At 74.1% G+C, this 15,806-nt stretch carries 13 protein-coding genes; 6 read left to right on the forward strand and 7 right to left on the reverse strand.

Annotation, left to right across the window (positions count from 1 at the left end):
- The first annotated feature begins 84 nt into the window (after nucleotides 1-84).
- On the forward strand, nucleotides 85-1,140 hold the full coding sequence (locus RM572_RS09670; RefSeq protein WP_311672844.1) for a phosphotransferase: 1,056 nt from the start codon (nucleotides 85-87) through the stop codon (nucleotides 1,138-1,140).
- A gap of 56 nt (nucleotides 1,141-1,196) precedes the next feature.
- On the opposite strand, the gene RM572_RS09675 is transcribed toward RM572_RS09670, so the two are convergent.
- On the reverse strand, nucleotides 1,197-1,865 hold the full coding sequence (locus tag RM572_RS09675) for a response regulator (RefSeq protein WP_136183193.1): 669 nt from the start codon (nucleotides 1,863-1,865) through the stop codon (nucleotides 1,197-1,199).
- A gap of 343 nt (nucleotides 1,866-2,208) precedes the next feature.
- On the opposite strand from RM572_RS09675, the gene pdhA reads away from it, so the two are divergent.
- The 4 genes from pdhA to RM572_RS09695 all read left to right on the forward strand — a co-directional run bounded on the left by pdhA (nucleotide 2,209) and on the right by RM572_RS09695 (nucleotide 7,374).
- Entirely contained in the window at nucleotides 2,209-3,405 is a 1,197-nt protein-coding gene (pdhA, locus tag RM572_RS09680; RefSeq protein ID WP_311672845.1) for a pyruvate dehydrogenase (acetyl-transferring) E1 component subunit alpha, read from the forward strand.
- Nucleotide 3,406: 1 nt separating this feature from the next.
- Entirely contained in the window at nucleotides 3,407-4,387 is a 981-nt protein-coding gene (locus RM572_RS09685; protein WP_311672846.1) for an alpha-ketoacid dehydrogenase subunit beta, read from the forward strand.
- Nucleotides 4,388-4,408: 21 nt separating this feature from the next.
- Nucleotides 4,409-5,905, forward strand: a complete 1,497-nt coding sequence (locus RM572_RS09690; RefSeq protein ID WP_311672847.1) for a dihydrolipoamide acetyltransferase family protein — start codon at nucleotides 4,409-4,411, stop codon at nucleotides 5,903-5,905.
- Nucleotides 5,906-6,159: 254 nt separating this feature from the next.
- Nucleotides 6,160-7,374 carry an FAD-dependent monooxygenase gene (locus RM572_RS09695; RefSeq protein ID WP_311672848.1) on the forward strand — a complete coding sequence of 405 codons (1,215 nt, stop codon included), beginning with the start codon at nucleotides 6,160-6,162 and terminating at the stop codon, nucleotides 7,372-7,374.
- Here the strand turns inward: RM572_RS09695 and RM572_RS09700 are convergent.
- Genes RM572_RS09700 through RM572_RS09725 form a run of 6 tightly spaced genes read right to left on the reverse strand, consistent with a single transcriptional unit; the run spans nucleotide 7,337 to nucleotide 14,999 of the window.
- On the reverse strand, nucleotides 7,337-8,173 hold the full coding sequence (locus RM572_RS09700; RefSeq protein WP_311672850.1) for an ABC transporter ATP-binding protein: 837 nt from the start codon (nucleotides 8,171-8,173) through the stop codon (nucleotides 7,337-7,339). The two genes, RM572_RS09695 and RM572_RS09700, sit on opposite strands and share 38 nt — an antisense overlap.
- 6 nt (nucleotides 8,174-8,179) lie before the next feature.
- A complete protein-coding gene (locus tag RM572_RS09705) occupies nucleotides 8,180-9,016 on the reverse strand; it encodes an ABC transporter ATP-binding protein (RefSeq protein WP_311672851.1) in 837 nt (278 codons plus the stop codon).
- Entirely contained in the window at nucleotides 9,013-10,941 is a 1,929-nt protein-coding gene (locus RM572_RS09710; protein ID WP_394813567.1) for a branched-chain amino acid ABC transporter permease, read from the reverse strand. Before RM572_RS09710 ends, RM572_RS09705 begins: the two co-directional genes overlap by 4 nt.
- Before the next feature lie 8 nt (nucleotides 10,942-10,949).
- Nucleotides 10,950-12,182 (reverse strand): ABC transporter substrate-binding protein, encoded by a 1,233-nt coding sequence (locus RM572_RS09715; RefSeq protein WP_311672853.1) that lies wholly within the window; start codon nucleotides 12,180-12,182, stop codon nucleotides 10,950-10,952.
- Nucleotides 12,183-12,216: 34 nt separating this feature from the next.
- Nucleotides 12,217-12,627, reverse strand: coding sequence for a roadblock/LC7 domain-containing protein (locus RM572_RS09720; RefSeq protein ID WP_311672855.1), 411 nt, complete (start codon nucleotides 12,625-12,627; stop codon nucleotides 12,217-12,219).
- Nucleotides 12,628-12,650: 23 nt separating this feature from the next.
- Nucleotides 12,651-14,999 (reverse strand): sensor histidine kinase, encoded by a 2,349-nt coding sequence (locus RM572_RS09725; protein ID WP_311672856.1) that lies wholly within the window; start codon nucleotides 14,997-14,999, stop codon nucleotides 12,651-12,653.
- Nucleotides 15,000-15,494: 495 nt separating this feature from the next.
- Here RM572_RS09725 and RM572_RS09730 point away from each other — a divergent pair, with 495 nt between their 5' ends.
- Nucleotides 15,495-15,761 carry a DUF1876 domain-containing protein gene (locus tag RM572_RS09730; protein ID WP_027765424.1) on the forward strand — a complete coding sequence of 89 codons (267 nt, stop codon included), beginning with the start codon at nucleotides 15,495-15,497 and terminating at the stop codon, nucleotides 15,759-15,761.
- The last annotated feature ends 45 nt before the right edge of the window (nucleotides 15,762-15,806 follow it).

The raw sequence follows: 15,806 nt of genomic DNA on the forward strand, positions 1-15,806 counted from the left end.
CGGGGAGGAAGCCCCCTACCACGTCGCCCGGGCCGGCCGCACACCGCAGTCGGGCGGTCGCGCACCGTGATCTACGATGCGCGCGTGTCGCCGACGCCCCTCCTCGCCCCGCACACCCTCCGGGCCCTCGCCGCCCGCTACCGCACCGGCACACCGCTGTCGTGCGCGCCCGTGACGTACGGGCTGCTCAACCGGGGGTACCGGGTCGCCGCCACCGGGGGCACCTTCTTCCTCAAGCACCACCTCGACGCAGACCCCGCCGACCCCGCCCCGCTGGAGCGGCGGCACCGCGCCATCGCGTCGCTGGAGGCGGCCGGGCTGCCGGCCGTGCCCCCCGTGGCCGCCCGGGACGGCCGTACGGTCTCCGTCGTGGGCGGGCGCTGCTTCGCGCTGCACCCGTGGGTGGAGGGCCGGCATTTGGACGGCCTCGCGCTGACCGAGGCGCAGTCGCGGCGGCTGGGCGCGCTCCTGGGCACCGTGCACACCCGGCTCCAGCAGGTGCTCCCCGCCCAGCGGGAGGCCACCGCGCCCGAGGCGGGGTCCGCGAGCGTCGACCCGGCCGCGACGCACGCGCTGATCGACGGCCTCCTCACCCGCATCCACCGCCGTGGCCGGCGGCGCGACGGCTTCGACGAGCTGGCCGAGTACCGGCTGCGGGAGCGGCGCCGGTTGCTGCACCGGTACGCGGACGCCCGCCCCGCCGCCGTACCCGCGGCGGGCTGGGTGCACGGCGACTTCCACCCGCTGAACCTGATCTACGGCGCCGCCCGGCCCCGGAGCCACCGGCGCGGCGGCGAACCCCTCGCGATCGTCGACTGGGACCGGCTGGCCGTCCAGCCCCGGGCGGAGGAGGCGGTCCGGGGTGCGGCGATCTTCTTCCTGCGGCCCGACGGCAGCCTGGACCTGCGGAAGGTGCGTGCCTACGCCCGCGCGTACCGGCATGCGAGCACCGCGCCGCCGCCGGAGCTGAGCGCGGCGGTGCACCGGGTGTGGTGGGAGCGGCTGAACGACTTCTGGATGCTGCGCTGGCGCTACGAGCGGCACGACTCCCGCCCCGACCCGCAGTTCGCCCCCGCCTCCGCCCTCGTCGTCTGGTGGACCCGCCGCTACGCGGCCGTGCACGCGGCCTTCTGCGACTGAAGGCGCCGCAGGGGCCCCGGCGGTCGTCTGGGCTGGTCAGGGCTGGTCAGGGCTGGTCAGTGCTGGTCGGAGCGGGCCCGGAGGCGGGCCACGTAGGCCGCCGCCTGCGAGCGGCGTTCCATGCCGAGCTTGGCCAGCAGCCCGGAGACGTAGTTCTTGATCGTCTTCTCCGCCAGGTGCAGCCGTTCGCCGATGGCGCGGTTGGTGAGCCCCTCGCCGATCAGGTCCAGGATGCGGCGCTCCTGTTCGGTGAGACGGGCCAACGGTTCGTCCGATCGGGTGGTGGCGCCTCCGCTGCGCAGCCGGTCCAGGACGCGCTGGGTGGCGACCGGGTCGAGCAGCGAGCGGCCCGCGGCCACGTCCCGCACCGCGGTGATCAGCTCGGAGCCGCGGATGCCCTTCAGGACGTATCCGGAGGCGCCTGCCATGATCGCGTTGAACAGGGCCTCGTCGTCGGAGTAGGAGGTGAGCATCAGGCAGCGGACGTGCTCGTCGCGGGACCGGACCTCGCGGCAGACCTCGACGCCGTTGCCGTCGGGGAGGCGTACGTCCAGGACGGCGACGTCCGGGCGGGCGGCGGGGATGCGGGTGAGCGCCTCGGCGGCGGTCCCGGCTTCGCCGACCACCTCGATGTCGTCCTCGGCAGCCAGCATGTCGTGCACTCCGCGTCGTACGACCTCGTGGTCGTCCAGCAGGAATACGGTGATTTTTCCCTCTTCGTGCACGCAGCCAGTCTCACACACCGCTGAGGTCCAGTCCTCTGTCGGCTCTTCCCGCCGCCGGGGGGTGCGGGATAACGTGCGCTTGTCCCGTGGGCTTGCGAAGCTGTGACCAGTGCTGACCACCACCGGCGATTTGCTTGGACATCCCAGTAAAATCGCAGGTCAGGGGCCTTCGCTCAGATGTGGAGGTGCTGGGTACCTTGTCTTTCGCAGGCAGTCTGACGGGACAGACGTCACCGCTCGGTTCCGTCTGCGCCGCACCCAACCCCGTGCGCCGTATCGGTACCGGGCGAGCCGCACTGGCTGCCCGGCGGACCCCGGGGGCCGGACAGACGGAGGAGCACACGTGACCGTGGAAGGCACTGCCGCGCGCAGCAAGACGCGCCGCAGCGGCGGCACCGCCAAGCGCGCGAGCGCGGCCAAGAAGAAGACGGCCGCCCCCGCGAAGGCCGAGCCGCAGCTCGTACAGCTGCTGACCCCCGAGGGCGAACGGGTCGAGCACCCGGACTACGCCCTCGACCTGACCCCCGAGGAGCTGCGCGGGCTCTACCGCGACATGGTGCTGACCCGGCGTTTCGACGCCGAGGCGACCGCACTGCAGCGTCAGGGCGAGCTGGGCCTGTGGGCCTCGCTGCTCGGGCAGGAGGCCGCGCAGATCGGCTCCGCCCGTGCCCTGCACGACGACGACTACGTCTTCCCCACCTACCGCGAGCACGGCGTGGCCTGGTGCCGCGGGGTGCCGCCGGAGAACCTGCTCGGCATGTTCCGCGGCGTGAACAACGGCGGCTGGGACCCGAACAGCAACAACTTCCACCTCTACACCATCGTGATCGGCTCGCAGGCGCTGCACGCCACGGGCTACGCGATGGGCGTGGCCAAGGACGGCGCGGACTCGGCCGTCATCGCCTACTTCGGCGACGGCGCGTCCAGCCAGGGCGACGTGGCGGAGGCGTTCACCTTCTCGGCGGTCTACAACGCGCCGGTGGTGTTCTTCTGCCAGAACAACCAGTGGGCGATCTCCGAGCCCACCGAGCGCCAGTCCCGTGTCCCGATCTACCAGCGCGCGGCCGGCTTCGGCTTCCCGGGCGTCCGGGTGGACGGCAACGACGTGCTGGCCTGCCTGGCCGTGACCAAGGCCGCCGTGGAGCGTGCCCGTTCCGGCGAGGGCCCGATGCTGGTCGAGGCGTTCACCTACCGGATGGGTGCGCACACCACCTCCGACGACCCGACGAAGTACCGCCGGGACGAGGAGCGGGAGGCGTGGGAGGCCAAGGACCCGATCCTCCGGCTGCGCACGTACCTGGAGAAGGAGAAGCTGGCGGACGCGAAGTTCCTCGAGTCGATCGACGAGGAGTCCGACACCATGGCCAAGCGCGTCCGCGAGGCCGTGCGCGCCATGCCCGACCCGGACCCGATGGCGATGTTCGAGCACACCTACGCCGACGGTCACGCGCTGGTCGACGAGGAGCGCGAGCAGTTCGCCCAGTACCTGGCGTCCTTCGCCGACGAGAACGAGAGCGCCGCCGCCGGGGAGGGCAACTGACATGGCCACCACCAAGATGCCCATCGCCAAGGCGCTGAACACCTCGCTCCGCAAGGCGATGGAGGACGACCCCAAGGTCCTCATCATGGGTGAGGACGTCGGCAAGCTCGGCGGCGTCTTCCGCATCACCGACGGCCTCCAGAAGGACTTCGGCGAGGACCGGGTCATCGACACCCCGCTGGCCGAGTCCGGCATCGTCGGCACCGCCATCGGCCTCGCCCTGCGCGGCTACCGCCCGGTGGTCGAGATCCAGTTCGACGGCTTCGTCTTCCCCGCGTACGACCAGATCGTCACGCAGCTCGCGAAGATGCACGCCCGCGCGCTGGGCAAGATCAAGCTGCCGGTCGTCGTCCGCATCCCCTACGCGGGCGGCATCGGCGCCGTGGAGCACCACAGCGAGTCGCCGGAGGCGCTGTTCGCGCACGTCGCCGGCCTCAAGTGCGTCTCTCCGTCGAACGCCTCGGACGCCTACTGGATGATGCAGCAGGCCATCGAGTCCGACGACCCGGTGATCTTCTTCGAGCCGAAGCGCCGCTACTGGGACAAGGGCGACGTCGACACCGAGGCCATTCCCGGCCCGCTGCACGCCGCGCGCGTCGCGCAGCAGGGCACCGACCTCACCCTCGCCGCCTACGGCCCGATGGTGAAGACGTGCCTGGAGGCCGCGCAGGCCGCCGCCGAGGAGGGCAAGTCGCTCGAGGTGGTCGACATGCGCTCGATGTCGCCGGTCGACTTCGACACCATCCAGCAGTCGGTGGAGAAGACCGGCCGGCTGGTCGTGGTGCACGAGGCGCCGGTCTTCCTGGGCACCGGGTCGGAGGTGGCGGCCCGGATCACCGAGCGCTGCTTCTACCACCTGGAGGCCCCGGTGCTGCGCGTCGGCGGCTTCCACGCGCCCTACCCGCCGGCCCGCCTCGAGGACGAGTACCTGCCGAACCTCGACCGGGTGCTCGACGCCGTCGACCGCGCACTGGCGTACTGAGGACCGAGGAGAGTCGTGACGATGACGAGTACGCAGGCCAGGTTCCGCGAGTTCAAGATGCCCGACGTGGGCGAGGGACTCACCGAGGCCGAGATCCTCAAGTGGTACGTCCAGCCCGGTGACGCCGTCACCGACGGGCAGGTCGTGTGCGAGGTGGAGACCGCCAAGGCCGCCGTCGAGCTGCCCATCCCGTTCGACGGCGCCGTGGCCGACCTGCGCTTCGACGAGGGCACCACGGTCGACGTCGGCACGGTGATCATCACCGTCGACACCGATCCCTCGGCCGGCCCCGCGGAGGGCACCTCCCCGGCGCCCGCCGCCGAGCCCGCGCCCGCCGCCGAGCCGGAGGCGGGCGGCGACGAGGGCGAGGGCGGCAAGCGCCAGCCGGTGCTGGTCGGATACGGCGTGTCCGCCGGCTCCACCAAGCGGCGCGCGCGCAAGCCGCAGCCGGGGCAGCCGGCCGTTCCGGACGCCCCCGGGCCTGCCGCCGCGCAGGAGGCACTCCAGGGCGAGTTCAACGGCACCGGGAGCACCGCGCCGTCCCCGGGCACCGCGCTGAACGGCGACAGCGCCACGGTGGCGCGCAACGGGTCCGCGCCGGTGGCCACCACCGCCGAGGGCCGCCCGCTGGCCAAGCCGCCGGTGCGCAAGCTGGCCAAGGACCTGGGCGTCGACCTGGCGACCGTGACGCCGACCGGCGAGGGCGGGGTCATCACCCGCGAGGACGTGCACGCCGCCGTCGCCGCGCCCTCCGCTCCCGACGCACCGGCCGCCGCGCCGCAGGCGGCGCCGTCGGCCGCACCGGCCGAGGCCGGAGCCCGCGAGACCCGCATCCCGGTCAAGGGCGTCCGCAAGGCCACCGCCGCCGCGATGGTCGGCAGCGCCTTCACCGCGCCGCACGTCACCGAGTTCGTGCAGGTGGACGTCACCCGCACGATGAAGCTGGTGCAGGAGCTCAAGCAGGACCCGGACATGGCCGGAGTGCGGGTCAACCCACTGCTCATGGTCGCCCGCGCCCTGCTGCTGGCCATCCGCCGCAACCCGGACGTCAACGCCGCCTGGGACGAGGCCAACCAGGAGATCGTGCGCAAGCACTACGTGAACCTGGGGATCGCCGCGGCCACCCCGCGGGGCCTGATCGTGCCGAACATCAAGGACGCGCACGCGCAGACCCTGCCGGAGCTGGCGGGCTCGCTCAGCGAGCTGGTCTCCACCGCGCGCGAGGGCAGGACCGCGCCCGGCGACATGCAGGGCGGCACGGTGACCCTCACCAACGTCGGAGTCTTCGGCGTCGACACCGGCACGCCCATCCTCAACCCGGGCGAGTCCGCGATCCTCGCGTTCGGCGCGGTCCGCGACATGCCGTGGGTGCACAAGGGCAAGGTCAAGCCGCGCAAGGTCACCACGCTCGCGCTCTCCTTCGACCACCGCCTGGTCGACGGCGAACTCGGCTCGAAGGTCCTCGCGGACATCGCGGCGGTCCTGGAGCAGCCGAAGCGTCTGATCACCTGGGCCTGATCACCTGGGTCTGACCGCCGGGCCCCGCCCGGCCGGATCGCCGCCCCGCACCGCCCGCCGCCACCGCACCGGTGGCGGCGGGCGGTCGTGCGTGCGGCGCCTGCTCGTCGCCGGCACGCAGCCCGGCGGTCAGCCCGACGGGAGCCCGGTGAGCAGTGAACTCGCCCCGTTGACTGTACAGTTGGCGCCCGCATTCGCTCACACGTCCACCATCGCCGGACGGACGGAAGCGTCGGGAAGGAGAGCCGGGGATCGTGTCGGGAAGGGCCGTCGCCGTGGTCGGCGGCAGCATCGCGGGGTGCGCGGCGGCGGGAGCACTGCTGCGCGGCGGAGCGGCACGGGTGACCGTGTTCGAGCGGGCGGACGGCCGGCTCCGCGACCGGGGCGTCGGCATCGCCCAGCACGCCGACCGCTTCGACGAACTGGAGGCCGCCGGCTACGTCTCCGCACGCATCGCGCACGTGCCGCTGACCCGACGGGTGTGGCGGGTGCGTGACGGCGACGCCCCGCACGGCCGGACGCTGGCCGTCCACCCCTTCCCGTTCCGCGCGTACACCTGGGGGGCCCTCTGGGCCGGGCTGCGCGAACGGGTACCGGACGGGGTGACGTACCGCACCGGCAGCACGGTCGTCGGCGCGGAGACCGGCACCGACTCCGTACGGCTCCGCTGCGCCGACGGGACCGTCGCCGCGTTCGACGCGGTCGTGGGCGCCGACGGATACCGCTCCGTGGTCCGCGACGCGATGTTCCCCACGCTCCGGCCCGCGTACGCCGGTTACGTCGGCTGGCGCGGCACCGCGCCCATCGAGCCCGACGGCGCCCCCGCCCCCGACGAGGCGTGCACGGTGGTCTTCCCCGGCGGTCACTGCATGATCTACCCGGTGCCGGACGGTTCGGGCGGCCGGCACTTCAACTGGGTGCTCTACACCGCTCCTTCCGCCGCGTTCCAGTCCGGCCTGGACCAGCCGACCTCCCTTCCGCCGGGCCGGCTCGCCACGGAGGTCGCGGAGCACCTGCGGGCGCTGGTCGCGGAGCACTTCCCGCCCTACTGGGCCCGCGTCCTGCTGAGCACGCCGGCCGCGAAGACGCTCGTGCAGCCGATCTACGACCTGGAGGTCCCCCACTACGGCGTCGGCCGGCTGCTTCTCGTGGGGGACGCCGCCACCGTCGCCCGGCCGCACACCGGCGGGGGCAGCGTGAAGGCCCTCCAGGACGCGGTGGCACTGGAGCGGGCGCTGTCGTCGTCCGGCGGGAGCACGGGCGGGGCCGTCGCCGCGTACGACGAGGAACGCCGCGGCGTCGGCGCGGACATGGTCGCGCTCGGCCGCCGCCTGGGTGCGGCCCAGGTCGAGGCCACCCCGGACTGGGCCGGGCTGGACGAGACGGGCTTCGCCGACTGGTGGCGGGACCAGCACGGCGGATCTGACCGGCTCAGCGGCTTCGGGGGTCACGCCCTGCGGGGTCGCTGACCGGCTCCGCACCCCCGTCAGCACAGGGGTCCGCACCCCCGTCCGCCCCGCTGCCCGCATCTGCGAGCGCCCCGCTGTCCGGGGCGGCCAGGTCCAGGGCCCGGTGCAGCACGCCGGGGTCCGCCCGGACCTCCGCGCCGCCGAACCGTCCCGTGACCCGCCCGGAGGTCAGCACGGACACCGTCCGGGCGCACGAAGCCGCGAACCCCGGGCTGGGGGAGACCAGCAGCACCGTCATCCCGTCGTCCTCGGCGAGGGTCGTGACCAGCCGCTGCACGAGGCCGGTGAGCGCCGGGGAGAGCCCTTCGGTGGGTTCGTCCAGCAGCAGTACCCGGGGTGACCCGAGGAGAGCGCGGGCCAGCGCGAGCATCTGCTGTTCGCCGCCGGAGAGGGTGGCGGCCCGCTGCCGGAGCCGTCCGGCGAGCGGCGGCAGCAGGTCCAGCACGCGCCCCGTGGTCCACACCGTTCCCGCCGGGACGGAGTGCCGCGGACGGCGCTCCGCGAGGCGCAGGTGCTCGGCGACGGTGAGGCGGCGGAAGACCCGGCGGCCCTGCGGGACCAGGCCGACGCCCGCCCGGGCGATCCGGTGCGCGGGCCGGCCCGTCAGGTCGTCGCCGGCCAGGCGCACGGAACCGGCGGAGCAGGGCAGCAGACCGGCCACGGCGTGCACGAGGGTGGTCTTCCCCGCGCCGTTGTGGCCCACCACGGCGTGCACCGTGCCGGCGTCCACCGTCAGGTCGACGCCGTGCACGACGGTGCCGCCGCCGTAGCCCGCGGTGACACCCGTCAGGTCGAGCATGCGGCCTCAGCCGTCCTTCCGTACCGCGTCGTCGTCTCGCGTCCCCGGCTCCCCGTCCTCCTCGGACGGGGAGGTGCCCAGGTAGACCCTGCGCACCTCGGGGTGGCGCAGCACCTCCGCCGTGGGTCCGGCGACCACCTCCCGGCCGGAGGCCAGGACGGTCGCGGTGCCGGTGAGGCGGGCGACGACCTCCGTGTGGTGCTCGACCAGGAGCACGGCCACGTCCGGGGGCAGGGCGCCGAGGACGTCGAGCAGCCGGCCGATGTCCTCGTCGGTCAGGCCCGCGGCGGGTTCGTCGAGCAGCAGCAGCCGCGGCTGCGCCGCAAGGGCGCAGGCCAGGTCGAGCAGGCGGCGCTGCCCGTGGGAGAGGGCGCCGGCCGGCAGCCGGTCCGTGCCGGCCAGTCCCACGGCGTCGAGGTGGGCGCGTGCGGCGTCGGCGAGCCGCCGCCGGCGCACCGGTCGCCGCCAGGCGGCGCTCCGCTGCGGATGGTGCCGCCACAGCGCGAGCACCACGTTGTCCAGCACGGTCGCCCCGTCCACGGCGTGCGGCTGCTGGAAGCTGCGCCCGATCCCCAGGGCGCTGCGCCGCGCCGGGCGCTTCCGGGTGACGTCCGTGCCGTTCAGCTCGATGCGGCCGCGGTCCGGACGTTCCGTCCCGGCGACGAGGCCGAGCAGTGTGGTCTTGCCCGCGCCGTTCGGGCCGATGAGGGCGTGCCGTGCACCGGCCGTCAGGCGCAGGGACACGTCGTCCACGGCCGTGAGACTGCCGTAGCGGCGGGTCAGGCCGGTCGCGTTCAGCACCGGCGCGGGGACGGGGGGTTCCGTCCCGGGAGGTTCCGTCACGACGTCGCCTTCCGTGCGGGTGCGCCGGGGCTCCGGGCGGCGAAGAGGCCCGGCAGGCCACGGGGCAGGAGGTAGACCGTGACGACGAACAGCACGCCCAGCAGGGCCGGTCCGTAACCGGGCCAGATGCCGGACAGCCAGTCGCGGGTCGCCACGATGAGACCGGCGCCGAACACGGCCCCGACCACGGAGACGGTGCCGCCGATGACCGCCGCGAGCAGCGCGAAGGCGGCGATCTCGAAGCCCACGTCGGCCGGGGACACGTACTGCCTGCCGGTGACCAGGAGGCTGCCGGCGACGCCGGCGAGGGCGCCCGCGCCGACATGGGCGGCCATCAGGTAGCGGTCCACCGGGTGTCCGGAGGCGCGCATCCGGGCCTCCGCCGTGCGGCTGCCGGTCAGGAGCATGCCGGCCGGTGAGCGCAGCACGATCAGTGTCACGGCGAGGGCGCACGCGGCGACGGCGAGGGTGTACCAGTAGACGGTGGCCTCGTCCTCGGGAGCCCCCGCGCCCCACCAGACCTCGGTCGCGGGGAAGCCGACGAGCCCGTCGGTGCCGCCGGTGACCGAGGTCAGGCCGCCGACGGCGGTGTGCGTCAGTTCGCCGACCGCGAGGGTGATCATCAGCACCGTGGTGCCGCGGGCCCGGATCACGGCCGGGCCGACGACGAGGGCGAACAGCACGGCCGCCGTCGCGGCGACCGCCACCTGGACGGGCCCGACCGTCCAGCCGGCGTCGGCCAGCAGAGCCGTGGCGTAGGCCCCCACGGCGAAGGGAGCCGTCTGACCGAGGGTGGGCAGGCCCGCCCAGCCGGTCAGCACGGTGACGCTCGCCGCGAGCAGCCCGAGCGCCAGCGCGTGCCCCGCGAGCGAGAGGCTGTAGTCGTCGAGCAGCCACGGGAGGACGGCCGGCGCGGCGGCGAGGGCGAGGAGCCCGGTCGCCCGCTGCGCGGGCGGCACGCGACGGGTGAGGCGCCGGAGTCCCCGCGGCAGCCCGCCGGGCCCGCGGAACCGTTCCCGCACGGCTTTTCGTGCCCGCCCGGTGGCGGCGGGCACGGGGGCCGGGGGCGGCTCGGCCACCGCAGAGCGGGAGCGCACCACCAGCACGAGCGCCATGGCCGCGAAGAGCAGGTACGGCGCCAGGTCCGGGACGAGGGAGACGCCGAGGGTCTGCACCTGGCCCACCGCCACCGCGGCGAGCAGCGTCTTCCACAGGCTGTCCAGTCCGCCCAGCACCACGACGATCAGGGACAGCATGAGCACGGTGTCCCCGGTCCCCGGGCCGGGGCCGATGATGGGCGCGCCCAGCACCCCGGCGGCCCCGGCCAGCGCCCCGGACACGGTGAGGACGGCCGCGTGCACCGTCCGCGGGTTCCGGCCCCCGGCGGCGAGCATGTCCGGGTCGTCGGCGGCCGCCCGCACCGCGGCGCCGGCGCGGGTGCCGCGCAGCACCCAGCTGCCCGCCGCCGCGAGCAGCACGGCCGCGACGATGAAGCCCAGGCGGTACGCGGGATACCGGTGGCCGAGCAGCGACACCGACGTGTTCAGCGCGTCCGGTACCTGCACCGGCTGCTCGTCGGCGCCGAAGACCTCGATGAGGACGTTGCCGCCGATCAGGGCCAGCCCGAAGGTGAGCAGGGCCTGGTCGAGATGGCCGCGGCGGGCCAGCGGGGCGGTGGCGAAGGCCAGCAGCGCCCCCGCGGCGCAGGCGATCGCGGTGCCGGCCGCGAGCCCCGCGGCGAGGCCCGCCCAACTGCCGTCGCTCAGCGCCGCGCCCGCGTACGCGCCGATGGCGTAGAGCCAGCCGTGCGCGAGGTTGAGCACGCCCGCGGTGCCGAACGCGAGACTGAGGCCGGCCGCGACCACGAACAGCAGCAGGCCGTAGGCGACGCCGTCGAACGCCGGTACCAGGTGGGCGTCGAGCACTCCCAACGTCAGCTGCCCAGCGTGGCCAGGTCCTGGACCACCACGTTGGCGAGCTGGTCGCCGTCCTTGCGGACCTGGCGCAGGTACCAGGTCTGCACCGGGGCGTGGGTCTTCTCGCCGAACTGCCAGGTGCCCCGCGGGCTTTCGATCTGCCCCAGATCCCCGATGGCCTTGTTGATGCTCTCCGGGGTCACCTCGCCGCCGTCCTTGGTCAGCTGGGTGATCGCCTTGTCCAGTACCGACGCGGCGTCGTAGGAGGCCATGGCGTAGGTGGTGGGCGCGGCGTCGTGCTCGGCCATCCAGTCGGCGACGAAGGTGCGGTTGGCCTCGTTGTCGAGGTCGGCGGCGTAGTTGAGCACGGAGTGGATGCCTTCGGCGGCGTCGCCCTCGGCGGGCAGCGTGCTGCCCTCCGTCAGGAAGCCGGCGGCGTAGAGCGGCAGGTCGGCGATGTCCGACTGGGCGTACTGCTTGACGAAGTCGACGGCCGCCTTGCCCGCGTAGAAGCAGTACACGGCCTCGGCGTCGGACTGCGCGATGTCGGCGAAGTACGGCATGAAGTTCGTCGTCTTCGGGAACGGCGTCCAGGTCGTCTCGCCGTCCGGGTTGGCGAGTTCGCCGCCGGCGTCGGCGTAGGCCTCGGTGAAGCCGCGCAGTTCGTCGTGGCCACCCTGGTAGTCCGGGCCGATGGCGTACACCGGGCCGTCGACCTCGTCGGCTATGTACCCGGCGATGGCCGCGCCCGGTTCGTCGGAGAGGAAGCTGGTGTGCCAGACGCGGTCGAGGTTCTTGATGCCGGGCCGGGCGTTGGAGCCGATGAACGGGATCTTCTTCCGTTCGACGAGGGGCAGCACGGCGTTCACCGACCCGCCGCCCACCACGCCCGTGAGCACGTCGACGCCGTCCTTCTCGATCATCTTGGTGGCGGCCGGCAGCGCGGTGGGCGGGCCGTCCCCCTCGTCGGCGACGACGAGGTCGACCTTCTGCCCGCCGAGTTCGCCGTCGTGGGTGTCCAGGTAGAGCTCGAAGCCGTCGCGCATGTCGGTGCCGACGGACTTGTACGTGCCGGACAGGGCGACGAGCAGCCCCACCTTCAGGGTGCCGTCGCCGGAACCGCCGTCGCCGCTGCATCCGGTGACGGCGGCCAGGGCGAGGACGAGGGACGCCGCCCCGGCTCTGCGGGAGGCTGTCCCGGTTCTGCGGGAGGAGGGGTTCCTGCGGGTGGTGCGGAGTGCGAGACGCATGGGAGTCCTTGGGGGAGGGGTAACGGGTGTGCGGTCACGACGGGCGTGGTGCGTTCACCTCCCGGTGCGCCGGAGTCAGCGCGTCGCCGACCTGGTTGATCAGTTCGGCCATCATGTAGCTGACCTCTCCGATGTCGGCGTCGCGCGTGGTGGTGACCAGGAGCGAGGCGCCGCTGGAGACGGCCATGGAGAAGAGGTAGCCGCCCTCCATCGCGGTGAGGCTGTGCTCCACGGGGTCGGTGCCGGTGAGCTGGGCGGCGCCGGACAGCAGGCTGACCAGGCCGGAGCCGACGGCCGCCAGCCGGTCCGCGTCGTCCTTCTCCAGGCCGGTGTACGCGAGTGCCAGGCCGTCCACGGAGACCGCTATGGCCCGCGTGACCTCGGGGATTCTGCGGGCGAAGTCGCTGAGCAGCCAGCTCAGGTCGGCGGGGGACACGGCGTTCATGTGCGTGGGGTCTCCGTAACGGGTCAGGTCGGTCGGTGGGGCCGTCGGTGGGTACGGGGTGCCGTCGTGTCGTCGCCGCGGCGGCCGGTCGTGCTGCGGTCGATGCCCTGGGCGTACGCCGTCAGGACGTCGGCGATCTGCCGGGAGTCGCGCCGGCGGGGTGCGGGCCTGCCGCCCGCGGGCGGGGCGGCGGCTGCGGTGCGCTCGGGGGAGGCGTCCGCACCGGCGTGGTCCTGGTGCCGTCGCGGTCTGCGCACCGGCAGGCCCGCGGCGCTGACGCCGGCGACCGTGTCGGCGGGCCGGGGCGGGGCGGGAGCCGTGTGCGGCGAGGGGCCGGACGCGGGGCCGGGCCTGGCGCCGTGCGCGGGCGGGGCCGAGGGGCGGTCGTGCCGGGGCGCGGGTTCCTCGCCCTGCGGGTTCCCCAGCGTTCCCCGGCCGCGGGGGGCCGGGCGGGCGGTGGGGGTGAAGACCTCGTCGCTCCCGTTCCGGGGCCCGGTCGTGACCACGGCGGCGGGCAGGGTGACCTCGGCGATGGTGCCGGAACCCGAGGAGTCCCGGAGTTCGACGACGATGCCGTGCCGTGCCGCCAGTTTGGCCACCACGTGCAGTCCCATGGAACGGACGCCGCCCACGTCGGTCCTCGGGTTGGCGAGTTCGGCGTTCAGCACGGCACGGCGTTCGGCCGGGATGCCGACGCCCTCGTCGACGACGGCCACCACGGCCCGGTCGTACATCCGCCACACCGCGACCCCGACCTCGGTGTCCGGGGGCGAGAACCGGGTGGCGTTGTCCAGGAGTTCGGCGAGCAGGTGGGCCAGGTCGTGCACCACGCGGGCGGCGATGTGGATGTCGTCGACGGCGCCCACCGAGACCCGGTTGAACTGTTCGGTCTGCTGCGCGGCGGCCACGATCACGCTGGAGCACGGCACGTCGGAGGCGCGTACCCGGCCCTGGCCGTGCCCCGCCAGCACCAGCAGGCTGTTGGTGTTGCGTTCCATCCGGACGGCCAGGTGGTCCAGCGCGAACAGCACCTTCATCCGCTCCGGATCGGATTCGTCGCGCTGCACGGCGTCCAGCTCCGAGACCATCACGCTGGTCAACTGGCCGCCGCGGCGGGCGACTCCGACCAGGGTCTCGGCGAATCGTTCGTGCGAGCGGGTGCGCTGCGCCGCGAGGCGGATGGTCTCGTAGTGCACCGCGTTGAAGGCTTCGCCCAGTTCCGCGATCTCGTCGCCGCCGTCGGCGGGCAGCGGACTGCCGTTGCGTTCGGCGACCTTCTCCGGGGTCGTGCCGGTGAGGGCGCCGGGCCGGGAGAGCTCCCGCATGGTCTCCGGCAGGCCGTGGTGGGCGACCTCGTGGGCGGCGTTGCGCAGGTCCCGCAGGCGGTGGATCATGACGCGGCCCAGCCGCAGGGCGAAGACCACGGCGCCCACCAGCGCCGCGACCACGAGCAGCGCCTCGCCCACGGCCCACCCGGTGAGCCGGTTCCGCTCCGAGGCCACCGAGTCGAGGAGGGCGTCGTCGACCCGGCTCTCCACCGACTGCAGCAGTTCCAGGCGTTCCGACGTCGCCTGGCTCCACTCCCGGCCGGAGACGGTGAGCTCCTCCCCGGTCCCGCTGCGTGCCGCCTGGTCCTCGAGCCGGCGCGCGGCGACGGCGCGGGAGCCGGAGAGCCGGCGTTCCAGGAGGGTGCGCCACTCGGCCGGGCCGAGCGTGTACATGTTGCGGACCGCGTCGTCGTAGTCGAGCCGGGTGGCGTCGAAGGTCTGCTTCGACGCCGGGGTGAAACCACCTCCGGAGAGCGCGCGCAAGACCGTCACCTGCTGCTGCCCCAGGCTCTCGCCGGCGCGCGACAGCGAGGCGACGGCGTGGATCCGGTCGGCGATGTCCGTCCGGACTCCCTCCGCCTGCGCGATGCCGTCCCGGTAGGAGACGAGGTCGGCGATCAGGATGCGGTAGCGGAACACCAGGGCCGACAGGGAGCTGCTGCCGGAGCGGGCCTGGGCCCGCAGCGACGGCAGGTCGCTGAGGGCACCGGCGACGCGGTCCAGGGCGCCCCGGGCCTTCTCGGGCAGGGAGTCGAGCGCGGCGCGCCGGGCGGAGAAGCGCGCCGCGCTGTCGTCCGTGGCCTCGGCGCGCTTGCGGAACGAGGCTGCTCCCGAGCCGTCGGCGACCAGGACGGTCGCCGCCGACCGTTCCCGCTGGAGGTCGTGGGCGAGGTCGCTCGCGGCCTGCGCCGCGCGGACCATGTCCGTCAGCCGGTGCGCGTCGACCGCCTGGCTGGTGGCGGGGGCGAGCGCCAGTCCGGAGAACGTGACGGTGACGGCCAGCGGGACGCTGACCAGCAGGACGAGGCGTTGGCTGATTCTCACGTCGGGCCCTCTTCCGCAGGGCCGGAGTGATCACGTATGTGTGTCACGCAGCTACCTAGGTCTGGCGGTGAACCGGTGGGGGGTGGGGTGGTGCGGGGCGGCGCGGTCGTCGTCCGGAAGCGGCGGGGCCGGCCTGCTGTCGTCCGGCCGCGCCGCCGGGCACCGCCGGGGGCGGCCGGAGAGCTGGGAGGAGGCAGGGAATCGCCGTCGTCGGAGCTCCTTCTCGGCGCGCGTGCTGGGGGCAGGCCGAACACGGCCGACGTGCCCGGCGGAGTGCCGCGCATCCGTACCGACCGGATGTGCAATCGTTATCGCACATCAAATCCCCCGTCTGCAAGACGAGTTGGAGTGTTCGCGGAATACTGGGAATTCACCCGGGGGATTCTGTGCGTTCGGTTGCGGCCGGGCGTGCGGGAGCGGCTCGCGCGAGGGACCATGGAAGCGACGGGCCGAGTCCCGGAACCGTCCGGAGGGTCTGCCCCGCGGAGGTGTGTCATGGGTGCGAACTGGAACGTCGAACTGGCACTCGCCGAGGACGGCCGGGACACGCGCTGCCACGCGCGGCTGAGCGGGCGCAACGGCGTGGCGATGGTCGGCGAGGGCGTCGCGCACGCCAACCCCGCCGACGAGAACGTGCCGGCGATCGGCGACGAACTCGCCGCGGCCCGTGCGCTGTCCGACCTCTCCCACCAGCTGCTGAACGCGGCCGCGCGGGACATCGAGTCCCGCACGCACCAGCCCGTCCAGGGCCTGCGCGCCTGACCGTCCGGCCCGGCCCCGCGCCGCACCGGCCCCGGCCCCGGCGGC

The organism is Streptomyces hazeniae (assembly GCF_031845485.1).
GTDB classification, from domain to species: Bacteria; Actinomycetota; Actinomycetes; order Streptomycetales; family Streptomycetaceae; genus Streptomyces; species Streptomyces hazeniae.